This is a genomic window from Cupriavidus sp. 86D6 (assembly GCF_057815095.1).
Genome location: NZ_JBYPSB010000011.1, coordinates 75200 through 88285, shown reverse-complemented (window position 1 = coordinate 88285; position 13086 = coordinate 75200). Strand labels below are relative to the sequence as shown.

Annotated in this window: 12 protein-coding genes; 9 read left to right on the top strand and 3 right to left on the bottom strand. The window is 58.6% G+C overall.

What is annotated here, in order from left to right; translation table 11 throughout:
• Window position 1: 1 nt before the first annotated feature.
• The 9 genes from AC3G88_RS21480 to AC3G88_RS21440 all read left to right on the top strand — a co-directional run bounded on the left by AC3G88_RS21480 (window position 2) and on the right by AC3G88_RS21440 (window position 9736).
• Window positions 2–508 (top strand): hypothetical protein, encoded by a 507-nt coding sequence (locus tag AC3G88_RS21480; RefSeq protein ID WP_066733057.1) that lies wholly within the window; start codon window positions 2–4, stop codon window positions 506–508.
• A complete protein-coding gene (locus AC3G88_RS21475) occupies window positions 483–776 on the top strand; it encodes a hypothetical protein (protein ID WP_231906831.1) in 294 nt (97 codons plus the stop codon). The genes AC3G88_RS21480 and AC3G88_RS21475 overlap by 26 nt, the downstream gene beginning before the upstream one ends.
• A 3-nt stretch (window positions 777–779) precedes the next feature.
• Window positions 780–1397 (top strand): IncC plasmid conjugative DNA transfer DtrJ family protein, encoded by a 618-nt coding sequence (locus AC3G88_RS21470; protein WP_488893892.1) that lies wholly within the window; start codon window positions 780–782, stop codon window positions 1395–1397.
• Window positions 1398–1452: 55 nt separating this feature from the next.
• Window positions 1453–2286: an ATPase gene (locus tag AC3G88_RS21465; RefSeq protein ID WP_488893891.1), complete on the top strand. Its 834-nt coding sequence runs from the start codon at window positions 1453–1455 to the stop codon at window positions 2284–2286.
• Window positions 2287–2551: 265 nt separating this feature from the next.
• Complete coding sequence (locus AC3G88_RS21460) at window positions 2552–4279, top strand: ATP-dependent helicase (RefSeq protein WP_488893890.1); 1728 nt, start codon at window positions 2552–2554, stop codon at window positions 4277–4279.
• 89 nt (window positions 4280–4368) lie between these two features.
• Window positions 4369–5166, top strand: coding sequence for a DEAD/DEAH box helicase family protein (locus AC3G88_RS21455; protein WP_488893889.1), 798 nt, complete (start codon window positions 4369–4371; stop codon window positions 5164–5166).
• Between the two features lie 93 nt (window positions 5167–5259).
• Window positions 5260–6801: an IS21 family transposase gene (gene istA / locus AC3G88_RS21450; protein WP_488893888.1), complete on the top strand. Its 1542-nt coding sequence runs from the start codon at window positions 5260–5262 to the stop codon at window positions 6799–6801.
• Between the two features lie 20 nt (window positions 6802–6821).
• On the top strand, window positions 6822–7619 hold the full coding sequence (istB, locus tag AC3G88_RS21445) for an IS21-like element helper ATPase IstB (protein ID WP_488893887.1): 798 nt from the start codon (window positions 6822–6824) through the stop codon (window positions 7617–7619).
• Window positions 7620–7783: 164 nt separating this feature from the next.
• Window positions 7784–9736 (top strand): helicase associated domain-containing protein, encoded by a 1953-nt coding sequence (locus tag AC3G88_RS21440; RefSeq protein ID WP_488893886.1) that lies wholly within the window; start codon window positions 7784–7786, stop codon window positions 9734–9736.
• A gap of 284 nt (window positions 9737–10020) precedes the next feature.
• Here AC3G88_RS21440 and trfA read toward each other — a convergent pair whose 3' ends face one another.
• The 3 genes from trfA to AC3G88_RS21425 all read right to left on the bottom strand — a co-directional run bounded on the left by trfA (window position 10021) and on the right by AC3G88_RS21425 (window position 12906).
• The gene (gene trfA, locus AC3G88_RS21435) at window positions 10021–10995 is read right to left on the bottom strand and encodes a plasmid replication initiator TrfA (protein ID WP_488893885.1); all 975 of its coding nucleotides are present in this window, start codon (window positions 10993–10995) and stop codon (window positions 10021–10023) included.
• Between the two features lie 871 nt (window positions 10996–11866).
• Window positions 11867–12199, bottom strand: a complete 333-nt coding sequence (locus AC3G88_RS21430; RefSeq protein ID WP_061959944.1) for a hypothetical protein — start codon at window positions 12197–12199, stop codon at window positions 11867–11869.
• Window positions 12196–12906: a nucleotide-binding protein gene (locus tag AC3G88_RS21425; RefSeq protein WP_488893884.1), complete on the bottom strand. Its 711-nt coding sequence runs from the start codon at window positions 12904–12906 to the stop codon at window positions 12196–12198. Before AC3G88_RS21425 ends, AC3G88_RS21430 begins: the two co-directional genes overlap by 4 nt.
• Window positions 12907–13086 lie beyond the last annotated feature (180 nt).

Sequence of the window (13086 nt, the reverse complement as noted above, 5' to 3'; positions counted from 1 at the left end):
CATGCGCAGCAGTCTTTTCCGCGAAGTTATCAAGCAACACAATCTGTCGGCGAAGCTCTCGCCCGTCTTTACGCTGTCTCCGGACCTCGATGAGATCTGTGCACGCGTGGTCGATTACGTCGGTGTGAATTTCCGCGTGCGAGACGAGCCGCTGATCAAGGAGATGCTCACAGACGGCATCACCGCCTGGCGCGCAGCGCGCAAGCATGGTGACCCCTCGGTGGCGTTCATGAAGGGGCTCTTCTCACGGGCGCATGACCTGTACAACAAGCGGTACGCCGCTTTCAAAGGCGAAAAGTACAACGTCTGGTACCCCTTCCACGAATCCATCCCGGCATTCGAGCAACGGCAGACTGCAGGCTACGTCTGTCAGGTTGTCGACGAACCGGTGCCCGGCGAGATCTCCCAGCGGTGCGCGGCATTCCAGCTTGCCGCCAGGGTCCTCACAGGCTACGCCTTCTCACGCTACTTCGAGAGCTACGATGTCGCTGGCAACTTTGCACACTGACGCCCGCCGCGTCGCACAACGGCTTCGTCGAATCCCGCCGAGCGTGGCCGCCTGGTTGTGCAGCGTGGACCCCACGCTGGCCCTAAGCATGCAGGACTGGCTCACCTCGCCCGCCTGGGCGGATACGCCGCCGGAAGCGTTCACGGCCGCCGACGTCGTGCCCTGCTTTGCGCTGGTGAAGATCTCTGTTAGCAAGCCCGCTGTGTTCTGGGCCGCGCTGGTCGCGATTCCCAGTTTCCCGATCCTGCTGGCATTACGGTGGATCTGAGCCATGGCCAGTAGCCGTTTCGCATCCCATGTTCGTCTTTGGCTGATCATTTCGCCGCTGATGATCTGCACGCTAGCGCCATTCATCCAGGACCAATCCGCGTTCGAGATCAGTCGTGACGAGCGTGCGTCGGTGGAGCGCGTCCTCGGTCCGAGCAAGGCTGATATCGCGGTGACATCGGCGAACGCAAGGTTCCACGAATGGTTCATCGATTCCGGCGCAGTGAAGGCATCCTTTGCCGGTTCGGACGCCCCGAGTCCCTTCTCGGACGGCGGCGCATCAGCGTTCGGCCGCGGCTGGATGCAGCACTTCTGGCTGACACTCTATCGCGCGCTGTATCGCTCGGCCGTCGCGTATCACTGGCTCTTCGGCGCGACGGTGCTGATCCTGGCGATCGTCAACGATGGGTCGGTCTGCCGAAAGATCCGCGCGGCAAGCGCCGGATTCGCCAATCCCGTGTCTTTTCATGTCGCAGCTCACGGCCTGATGCTTAGCTTCGGCATAGGTGCGTCTGCGTTGCTGCTCCCGATTTCACTGCTCGCTAACTGGTGGACCTATGTGGTCTGCCTGGTGGGCTTGCTTTGCTGGCGCCTTGCGGCGTCGTTCCATGTCGGCAAATAGTCCGGCCACTCAATGACGACGAGGCCATGTGGATGGCCTTCCAAATGGAGAAATCATGACCACGACCGACCTGATCCCTGCCGATGAGACCATCCTGGATGCATCGGCAACGGCTTCCACTACGCCTAGCACGCTCGGCACCATCGACAGCACCGGTGACGTGGAGCACGAGCTCAACGAGATGGATGCTTCGGCCGATGCACTGCGCAACGAGGGCCTGCTATCGCCGGCTGATCACGAGCAGCGCAAGGCTGACGTCGAGCGGACGCGCAAGCTCTTTCGTGAACTACCGCCGGAGCAGCGCCAGGCGATCATCCGCCGGCGCCGTGAGCTGGGCCTGCAGATCCTCGATCGCGAACTCGCAGGGGCTGCCGTCGTATCTGTCGCCCTGAAGTTGAACCACACGCGCCTGCGCCCGCTGTTCGAACAATGGTGGCCGTACATGAACCGGATGTCGCTCAATCTCCAGCGCTTCGGCCAAGGCACATTCACCCGCGCGGAACTTTCCACGCTGGAGACGTATCTGGAACGCGAGTTGTCCAAACTCGAGGACTACGTCGACGAACAGTTTCGCGTGGCGAAGGCGTACCGCGAGCAACGCGAAACCGAAATGCGTACCGTCGGAGATATCGTCTTCGCGCCGACGATCCAGCGCCCTTCGCTCTCACTCGAGGTTCAGGCTTACTCGCGTTTCGCCGTTCGCGCGCTACAGGTTCTGGTCAAGTTTGATCAGACCATGGATCAGTTCGACTTCATGGTGTGGAACGGGATTCGAGACCAAACCGATGTCAACGAAGAGGTCTCGCGTTTCCTGCGTAAGTTCCAGCCGCTGGGCCTGCGTAGCTATACCGCCCATTTGAAACTGATGACGACGGTGCGCGGCATCTAGTGGTCGTGCAATTGCAGTGGCATCAAGTCCGCCCCCCTCAGCCGTGCCCGGTCTTGATGCCACCAAGTGGCACATTCATTTAAACGCATGCTCAGTCGTGGCCAGAGTCTGTCGGACCATGTCAGTTGCAATGGCAGTGCGTGGCAGATGCCTCAAGGACACTCATGGCACTTGCTGCCACATGCCAGCGCTTGCGCCCAGTCGAATGTACCGGGTCTGAGCAAGTCCGATCTTGCCGGTCAACGGCTGAGTCTGATCCAGCGCTATGTCCTTCGCCGCAGCACTCGAAAAACTGAATCCCTCGCAGCGCGAGGTGGTGAATTGCCGTGACCATTGCGTCGCCGTTGCGGTGCCCGGGGCCGGGAAGACGGCCACGATCGCAGCAAAGGCCGCCTTGCTGCTGAGCGACCCGAACATGACCGTCGGTGCCGTTACCTTCAGCAAAGATGCCGCGGTCGAGCTACGCGACCGGATACTGGCTTTAGCGGGGCCATCTGCCAAAAGGCGTCTAATCGCAGGCACCTTCCATTCCTTGGCCTACAAGCAACTTTCGTCGGCAGCTGGCAAGAGGCCTGACATTGCGACTGATGGTGAGCGCACCGCGATTCTGACGCATGTCATACAGGAGTCGAGCACGGAATGGAAGCTCGAGGACGCCATAGCCGCGATTGAACGCATCAAGTCTGAGCTAGGCGATCCGTTGCTTGAGACGCCGGAAGGCCAACTGTTCGTCGCCTATCAAGAAGCGCTGCAGAGAAATGGCCGGGTCGATTTTCACGACCTCCTTCGATACGCAGTAGACGGCATGAAGCGAGGCACAATTGCTCCCTACAAAATCGACGCTTTATTACTCGACGAATATCAGGATGTGGACCCGCATCAGGCTCTATGGACCGCACTGCATGCGAGAACTGGTGCCATTACGACTCTCGTTGCCGACGACGACCAGGCAATCTACGGCTTTCGTTCTGCGCTCGGGCTAAGGGGCATGGAAGCCTTCGCTAGAGAGTTCGATGCCCGACAGATTGTCCTGGGGATTAACTATCGCTCGCATTCTGAGATTTTGTCTGTTGCCGACAAGGTCATTCGGAACAACCGCGAGCGAATCGTAAAGGAGCTTGTATCAAACCGTGGCGCCGGCGGTACTGTGGACTTCGCACGGTACGACGACGAGTACAAAGAAGCCATTTCGGCGATGGAAGCAATGGCGGCGGCAGTGCGTGCTGGAAAGACTGCTGCGATCCTAGCCCGTACAAATCGCATTCTCGATCCAGTCGAGGCCGTTTGCCGATCACATGGGGTGAAGTACCACCGCGCGGCAGGACGCTCGATCCTGGATCGCCCCGAATCGGCCTTGATGGGCAACTTACTTGAATTGATCCAGGGAACGAGAACCAGCGGCTTAGACGCGATTCTTGGCTTCGCTGGCGTGGGTGCCGCTGATCTCCAAACGTTGTATCGCAAGTTCTCCGGTGCAAAGGAATGCGAAAAGATCAAGAAGAAGGATCTCTTGGACGCGGGACTGGGTGACGATGCCGTCGAGAAGTATTTGGAGCTGGCGAAGAAGATCTGTGAATGGCGATCGCTTTGCGATCGCCAGTTCCATGCGCTCGTACTCGACGGGGTAAGCGAGTGGATGCTGCGCTGGGTAAAATCGGATCAGGGTAAGCGCTCGATCACTACGACCTACGATGTGCTGGCCAGGTTGAACGGCACTTTCGTGGATCGATTGGAGTTCCTGCGTCGTCGCAACAACGAACCAGCTGAAGATGCCGTCGTGCTCACAACCTTCCATTCAAGCAAAGGGCTCGAATGGGATCACACAGCTCTCATCCGGCTCGAAGAAACGGTCATCCCCGACGAAGGCAGTCCGGAGGCAGAGGAGCGGCGACTGTTTTACGTGGCACTCACCCGCGCCCGACGAGTCATGCTCCTTTCCACCGCGAAAAAGCATCCAACTTCAAGATTTGTCATCGAATCTGGCCTGGCGTAGCTAAAGATTCGCGTCGACGTACCGTCAGAGCTTGACTCCAATCTGCGACCGCTAGTCTGGTCCTGTCTGCAACAAAATATAGCTGAGAAATGAAACACCTACCTCGTGCCCATCAGCGGGAAGCGATCCAAGACGTGGTCGGCGGATTTCAATCCCACGACCGCGGTCAACTCATCATGGCTTGCGGAACAGGAAAGACTCTGACAGCTTTGTGGGTCGCGGAGGCGATGAAGGTGAGGCTCACGGTGGTATTCCTCCCATCTATCTCGCTTTTGCTGCAGTACGCGTTATCCTGGCGGGGCAACCATTCGATGGCGGACTACCACGCCCTCTGCGTTTGTTCGGACACCTCTCTCTCACGTGGTTCTGTCGATGACCTCGGAGTCGCAAGCCTTAGCGATAGCGGGTTCGCGGTGACCACAGATTCCGGCGACATCGAATGCTTCATGCGAGGCGACGGAAGTCGTGTGGTCTTCTGCACCTATCAATCCGCCTGCGTGATTGCAGCAACACAGACAGAGAGCGACGTACCGACCTTTGATCTCGCTATATGCGACGAGGCGCACCGTTGCGCGGGTGACATCAGCTCGCCCTTCGCGATCGTTCTCGATGGGAAGAGGATTCGTGCCGACCGGAGACTGTTCGCAACGGCAACACCGAAGGACATGAACGCCCGGCGCAAGAGCAGTCCCAACTTCATCGGCATGGATAACGAAGCCGTCTTCGGCCCTCGCTTTCACACCCTTCCGTTCCGCAAAGCTATCGATCTTGGATTGCTTTGTGATTATCAAGTTGTGGTGGTTCTCTCCGACAACGAGGAACCCCGTTGGCCGGGCAAACTCCCCCACTTTTGGCCACTCAAATTCCCCCACCTGATGACTGCGTAGCAATGCGGTAGTTACCTCTCGCGGTACCGCCAGGAGCACATCCTGCTGGCAGGACGTAACTTTGATCCCTTTGTCATTGACAGGGGGCGAGGGGTGAACGTCTTGAAGCCACATCTGCAAACTACTGTCTTTACGCTGCTGGCCACCGGCAAGAGCCAGCGCGAGATCGAGCGCGTCACCGGCGTTGACCGCAAAACCATCCGCCGGCTTGCACAGCGTCAGGCAGAAGCAAATTCCCCCACCCCGGCCACCGGGGGCGTTGCGCAAATTCCTCCACCCCGGCCACCGGCGAATCGCCCCTCGTCCTGCGAGCCGCATCGGGAGTGGATCGAGGCGCAGTTGCGCCTGCGGCGCAATTACACCGCCATCTACCAGGACTTGGTCGATCAGTTCGGCTTCACCGGCGCCTACAACAGCGTCAAGCGCTTCGCCGGCCGCCTTGTGCAACGCGAGCCCGAGCAATTTGACCGACTGGAATTCGCTCCCGGAGAGGAAGCCCAGGTCGACTACGGCGAAGGCGCGCTTACGCGTGTGCCAGGCAGTGATCGGTACCGCCGCCCGCGGCTGTTCGTTATGACGCTGCGCTACTCGCGCCGCAGCTTCCGGCGCGTGGTCTGGAACTCCAGCCAACAGACCTGGGCGCAGTTGCACGAGCAGGCCTGGCGCTACCTTGGTGGGGCTGCCCGCTACGTTGTCCTGGACAATCTCAAGGAGGGTGTGATCAAGCCCGACTTGTACGAGCCCGAGCTCAATGCGCTCTACCGTGCCGTACTGGCCCATTACGGCGTGGTGGCCGACCCGGCACGAGTCCGGGATCCCAATCGCAAGGGCAGCGTCGAGAGCGCGATCCAGCATACCCAGGGCACCGCGCTTAAGGGTCGGCGCTTCGAGTCGATCGAGCAACAGAATGACTTCCTCGAACACTGGGAGACACGCTGGGCTGCCCAGCGCATCCACGGCAGCGCCTGCCGTCAGGTCCAGGCCATGTTCGAGGAGGAGCGCGCCCACCTCTTGCCGCTGCCACCCACCGGCTTCGCGTACTTCACCGAGTACGAACGCACGGTGGACGATGCCACCTGCGTGCGTATTGACCACAGCAGCTACGCGGCCCGCCCGGCGCCCATCGGCAGTCGAGTGCTGGTGCGCTTGTTTGAGCATCACCTCGAGATCCGTGATCGCGCCACGCTTACGCTGTTGCGCACCCATCCCCGTGCACAGCGCCGCGGCAGCGTCCTTCTGCCGCTCGAAGAGCGCCCGTACAACCCCACGCGCGAGACCCGCAGCATCCTCGCACAGGCCGAACAGATCGGGCCTGCCGCGCTGGCACTGTGCCAGCAATGGTTCGAGCACGACGGCCGTATCGGACACCGCCGTTTGCGCGGTGTCGTAGGGCTGGCCCGGCGCTATCCGCGGCGCATCGTTGAGCAGGCGTGTGAGCGCGCCCTGCGTGATGGCGTGCGGCACTACCCATCAATCCGGGCCCTGGCCGAGCAGCTTCTGCAGCAAGCCCTGGCTGCCCTCGATGCACCGGTGCAGGGTGAACTGGACCTGACCCAACACCATCACCTGATTCGGGACGGCGACGCGTATGCCGACCTGTTTGCCCTCGGCGCGCAAGCCAGCGCCGCCTTGTAACTCTCTCACGGGAGAATCCTATGAGTATGAGCATGACCGAAATCGAGCGTGCCTTGCGTGCGCTGCGACTGTCCGGCATCAGTGCCACACTGCAAACGCGCGTAGTACAAGCGCAGGCCTCTCAACAGCCCTTCCTAGAGACCTTCTCGCTGATCTTGCAGGACGAGTTAGACCGACGGCGCTCACGCTTGCTGGAGCGCCGCTACCAGCGAAGCGGGCTGGACGAGCGCGCAACACTGGTTGACTTCGACTGGCGCTTCAATCCGAAACTGCCACGCGCAGCCTGCTTCGAATTGCACACCTTGAAGTTCATCGCCGAAGGCCATAACGCGCTCATCGTCGGTAAGCCTGGCACCGGCAAGAGTCACATTGCCAAGGCAGTCGCCTACCAGGCTACCCTGGCCGGCCACACGGTGCGCTACCTCGAGGCCGACAGTGCCTTCGTGCAATACGCCCTTGGCAGTCCAGCCGAGCAGCGTCAGCACCTGCGCGGACTGCTCGAGGTGGACCTCCTCGTGCTCGATGATCTGTTCCTCGCGCGCCGTATCGGCGAGGGTGCAGGCGAACTCTTGCAGGCGCTGGTCCACCAGCGCTACAAGCTCAAGCGCAGCATCATGGTGACCTCCAACCGGGTTGTGCAGGACTGGGGCAAATACCTTGGTGACGCCACCATGGCCGCCACCATCCTCGATCGCTTGATGCACCGCGCCCATCTGCTGGAGTTCGAGGGGCGCAGCTACCGCTTGAAGGAGGCCGCCAACCGCCTCGCACTCTCGCCGCTTGGTATCCCTGCGTCGGCGGCCGACCAACCAGGCTGACTCGCCGTCTTCTATTACGCGCCATTTACCCTAAAATCATCCTGTCCTGCCTGGGGGAGTTTGAGTGGCCAAAGGTGGGGGAGTTTGATCCGGCCAGCGGGGACGAGGAACTAAGAACGATAGCCAAGCACGTTGGTGATACAAAGCGTGACAGGATGCGCGTCGTGGAAGCCGGACTGGTAGGCGTCGTCAAGGCGATAGACACTTTCAGTCTAAAGAAAGTGATCACGTTCCATCACACTTTGAATAACGCTTCGACCTTCCAGCAGGACCTGGCAACTGTCGCCCAAGCCATGCGATCGGCTGGCAAGACGAAGGCTAGCTTCACTGCGTCCTTCATCTCTGGAGACATGAGTGCTGCAAGACGTCGGGACATTCTTGCCAAATTCGGTTCGGCCGCGGGTGAACAACATCACGTGATGACGAACGCACGGTGCCTGACTGAAGGCATCGACGTGCCCAGCGTCGACGGTGTTGTCTTCGTCGACCCGCGAACCAGTGAGGTCGACATTGCACAGGCTCTCGGTCGCGCGCTGCGAATGAGTCCCGGTAAGACGATTGGCACTGTCGTTCTGCCAATCCTGCTCGGCAAAGGCGAATCGATAGAAGAAGTGGTCCAAAGCACCGACTTCCGCTCAATCTGGCGGGTTCTAAGCGCACTTCGCTCACACGATGAGGAGTTCGCCGCTTCACTCAACATCAGTCGATCCATAACGATCTCTGGCGGAACAACCAGTGGCGGTGACCCTTTGTCTAAGGTGTACTTCATTGGCAGTGAAGCGGTCCAGGAAATCTCCGACGTGCTTCGACCAGTGGTCGTCGACGAGCTGTCCGATAAGTGGGAAGCTGCCTTCGAACTAGCGCGCCAACGTGCCGAACGGCTCGGGTCTTGCAACGCGATGCTTGACGAGACCTGGCCACCCGAGGATCCAAAAGGCTTCCGACTTGGGGTGTGGCTCAAAATGCAGAGAGACGCCAAGAGCGGAAACGATTCTTGGATGTCACCCGAGCGGATTCGGAAGCTGGAATCGATCGGCATGGTATGGGATCTAGTGGAAGCCCGATGGCATGCATCCTGTGACGCTGTCCTGGCGTGGATAAGATCGAATGGGACGGCCTCCGTCCCACGCAAGACCATGTACAGCCGTGAGGGGTGGGCTACGGACCTATACGACTGGTCCGTCAAACAGCGGCGTCGCTATAAGCGAGGCGAACTCGCACCCGAGAAGGTCGAAAAGCTAACAAGGGGCGGCTTCTCTTGGGATCCGATGAGCGAGAAGTTCGAGCGAGGCTTCGCAGCGGCGTCAGAATTCTTTCGCGAGCATGGACACTGCAATGCGCCGACACCCACAATCATGCCCGACGGATTCAAGCTGTCTGCATGGATAGTGACGCAGCGGTTAAATAAAGCGCAGGGCACTTTGACCTCGGAGAGGATTAAGCGCCTGGAAGGTATCGGTATCCAGTGGAATAGATATTCTTCCCAATGGGATAGTTCATTCTCCATCCTTGAGCAATGGATCTCACAACACGGTCACGCCAATGTTCCGGCGAGAGCCGTTTGGTGTCCAGGCACTGCAGACGAGTTCAAGCTGGGGATGTGGCTAGGAGTGCAACGGAAGCTGCAAGCGAAAGGCCAACTGTCTCGTGAGCGGGCAGTCCGTCTGCAAGCGGCGGGGGTCCAGTGGAACGGCGTTTTGGTTCGTCACGATGGAAACTGGGACAGTGCTCTACAGCGGCTCAAAGAATTCATGCGACGTTTCGGAAGCCTACCGCCGGCAGACTACGCTTGCGGCGATGGCATGCTGTTGGGCAGCTGGCTAAAGAAACAGCGCGGAGAATGGCGAAGAGGCGTACTGAAACCAAATCGGGTTGACGCTCTCGCCGCTCTTGGCATTGCTCCAAAGTTGAAAGATTGTCGAATGCCTCAGGCCGGTCCAGTCGCCGAAATTCCGTCGGCCGCTCGGGAGTCCGGCCCGATGTTCTCGATACCAACCCGCTTACACCGCGTGGTTGCCGCTCCGTCAATCAGTGCTCACGGCCCGTTCGTCGCTGCCTGGCAGGGAAAACGCAACAGACGCCGGTTGTCGAGAAAAGACATTTCTTTTGCCGAATAGCTGACTTGAAAGGTATCGCCCCCCTCTGCGAGGCTACCGTCAGGATCCGGATTGAGTCGTGCTCACTTACGCCGAATTTGCCCGCTAAGGCAGCTGCGGGCAACTCGCGCGCGGGGTACCAGTTCTGCCGCTAAGGATTTGACACGCGCCATGGTTTCCTCGGTCGCCAATGGGCCAACAAGTATTTCAGCCTCGAGAAAAGCGTCAGGATTCAGACTGAGGTCGATATAAAGGCGATCAGGTATTGCGGTCAGAAAATTGATGCCGGACCGGCTCGCCTTGCCTCAGGCAGCGATTTGCTTCGTGCGGCTTCGAGTCACGTAGACGAGATCGTTTTTGAGCTCGAACGAGTCGATGATGCCGCATTCCTTGAGCTTGTTCAGGGCGGCCTTCAGTCGCATACGGAAGCCTGCGAGCGACTTTTCCTTGGTACCGCTCAGCTCCTTGTACTTCTCAACGGAGAGGGGTATCGGCTCGCGGTGCGTGGACAGGAAACTGTGGAGCCACAGTGCCAGTGGTGAACGCTGACCGATTTTCTTGCGGTCCGCCCACTCCATTAGCGTGAACGAATCCTGGGTGAACAGGCCCGCAATCTTGGGTTCGAGCCATACCTTCCATTTACTCAGCGTGACCCCGTTGGAATCGCGCCATTCAAAGGAACGTACGAGGGACCCTGCATAGCCAGCCTTGCCACCGTCTGCTAGTACCTTGACCTGGTTTGCCGAGAGGCGGTCAAAACATTCCTGAAGGTGTTTGTACTCTTGCCCGTTGATGGTCCAGCCGACCTCTTTTAGGAAGCTGTACGCCGTGAACTCAACGGGGTCGTCTTTTGAGAGAGGTCGCTGACGAGCCAGGTGGAATATCGTGAGTAGGACGCTCATATCATCTTGGCGCAATTCCTCGCCCTTGTAGATGATGTCGATGTTGGCCAGAGTTGTGACCTTCGTGCCCTTGTAATACTCCCGGTTGTTGTCCTTGGTAGCCGTAAAGAGCGCACCGCGAGCAAGCGGGTTCGGCAGAGCGCGTTTGCTTTCGTGCCAAGACGGCAGCTCGAGGGGGATTTGTGTGTTGATGACGCCGCGGGCCTTGCGCAAGGCTGCAGAAGAAAGAAGCTTCTCAGTGGCGTTCAAAAGGTCTTGGTTCTTGGATACGCGGCTTCCAGCGGCTTGCGCGCGACCACGTCCGCGTCCGGAAGACGGTTCACCTTCAGACTCGGGGACGAGTTGGAATTCTTCCTCTGGGTGTGAACGCGGATTCATAACCTCTCCTTGACTCGGTGCATTATGGGGTGGCGTATACGTGTGTCAAGGCGGCCCTATTGGTGATTCACCAATGATCGTTGATAGTTCGCCTATGGTTTTGAAAATATCTGTCAAAAAGAGACGTTGTGTTGGCACAGGCTTGCCCTTTGCGCAAGCGTATACGGATTAGTAAACCGATTACAACCCTGATTAGGGAACAGGTTAAGCCGATGTTTTTAAAGGAAAATTTCCTGTGGATAATTGGCGATCTGCTATTGGTAGTTCGCGTATACAACCGTTAGTCATTCGGCTGTGTTGCTAATAGTGAATCGGCGATTTGCTATTGATAGTTCGGCGATTCACCATGGCATGTGCATTCGGGGCCGCAAGATATCCACATTGCCAAGCGGCAGGCGACTCGCGGGGCTCTTTACGTGAGTTTCGCATCCGTAGCCGCAACGGCATCAGTCGGCATAACGTGAGTAATCACTTTCGCTGCATACGCTTTGTAGGCTAGAAAGAGCAACTGACAGCCGCTCGTCCCATTGCTCAACTATCAAAAGAGGGGTCAAAACCGCGAGCTTTCGGGCAGCGGCGCCCTGGACGCAGTAGGTGGAAGGCATATAGATGCAGAATGAAGCACAATTCGGCATGTCGTGGCGCGGGTCTATTGATAGTTCAGCTACGAGCGCCCTGTTGAAGTTGATAGTTCAGCGATGTACGCCGCTATGGGCGTCGCGACGATTCAGGGTGAGCTAGTTCGGTTGATAGTTCGCCAATGAGGGGCCCGAAAACTGTTGATAGTTCACCGATGGCCGGGATGGCGCTTCCGCCGCCCCACCCTATTCAACTTCCCGCTTTGTGTCTTAGCTGGTAGCTACTAAGTAGCTCAACCACGCTTGAACTTCTCTTCCAAGATCTGGACAGCACGTTCCAGGAGAGCACCGGCAGGCAGGTTCAGTTCATCAGCCAGTCTGTTGAAGCGCGCCACGGTGTCTGCCGTAGCCTTGATGTTGAGCTGCTGATTGCGGCCTGTCGTGAAGCGTCGCTGCTTGCGAGGGGCTGCGGCGGCCGCGGCCTCGACTTTCGCTGCGTCGCGGCTGAGAAAGCCGTTGTCCTTGGCGACTTGGGCAATGGATTCACGATTGACGCGCGGCTTGTCGTCACCGGTTCGTGGTGCGAAGTCCTCGATGGACAGATCCAGGGGATTAGCGCGGCTCATTGGGCCACCTCACTTTCCGATTGTTGCTTTGACTCCTTGAGTCGTTGAATCACCTCGGCAGCCAGGGCTTCAATATTCTCAAGCGCCTTATCGACGTTTGACACTTCGGACCTGCTCAAACCGCTAAGAGTTTGGCGATAGGAGAACATGGCCTTGAATGCCGCACGCTCGTTGAGCTCTACATTGAAGACTGGGATGTTGGCTTCCGCGAAAGTCTTGCGGATGTGCGAAGTGTCCCGGCTTTGGATGGCCACGGAAGTACGGGTGAACAAGACCGCGTAAGGGAGCCTATAGTCCGGCTTGTGCTTCTGAATGCCACGCTCATGGGCCCGGATAAGCCTGAACGCCCTTCCGGCTTGTTCGGCGTCTAACTGTGAGCCCTGCGTAGGGACAACGACGAAATCGGCCTCGCTGATTGCGTGAGCGACGATCGTTGCTGCGGTGCCTTCCAAGTCAACAAAGACGAAGGTCGATTCCCGAGCCGCTTCGTCGATCCGGTCTGCGATGTCCTCTTCCGTAACATCCGAGACGACCCGCATCGTCTTAGGGGCAGCTCCGCCCTTCTCCCATGTTTGGATGGGTCGATTCGGATCGGCATCGATGAGAGTGACCGTGGCGCCCTTCTCAGCTACGGTCGTGGCGAGCGCCAGACAGCTGGTGGTTTTCCCGGCGCCACCCTTCGGAGAGACAAACGCGATAACCGGCATAAACGCTCCTAGGAAAGATAGCTGGTAGCTACCCGATAGATGTTAGCTACTCGATACCTTGATGGTATCCGGCGTGCAGTATAGCCGATAGCTAACACGATAGCGAGTTGAAATCTGAGAGCTAGCTAGTAGCTACCGAGTATCGATGACGGTAATGAAAGATACCCAACGGCTACTTTG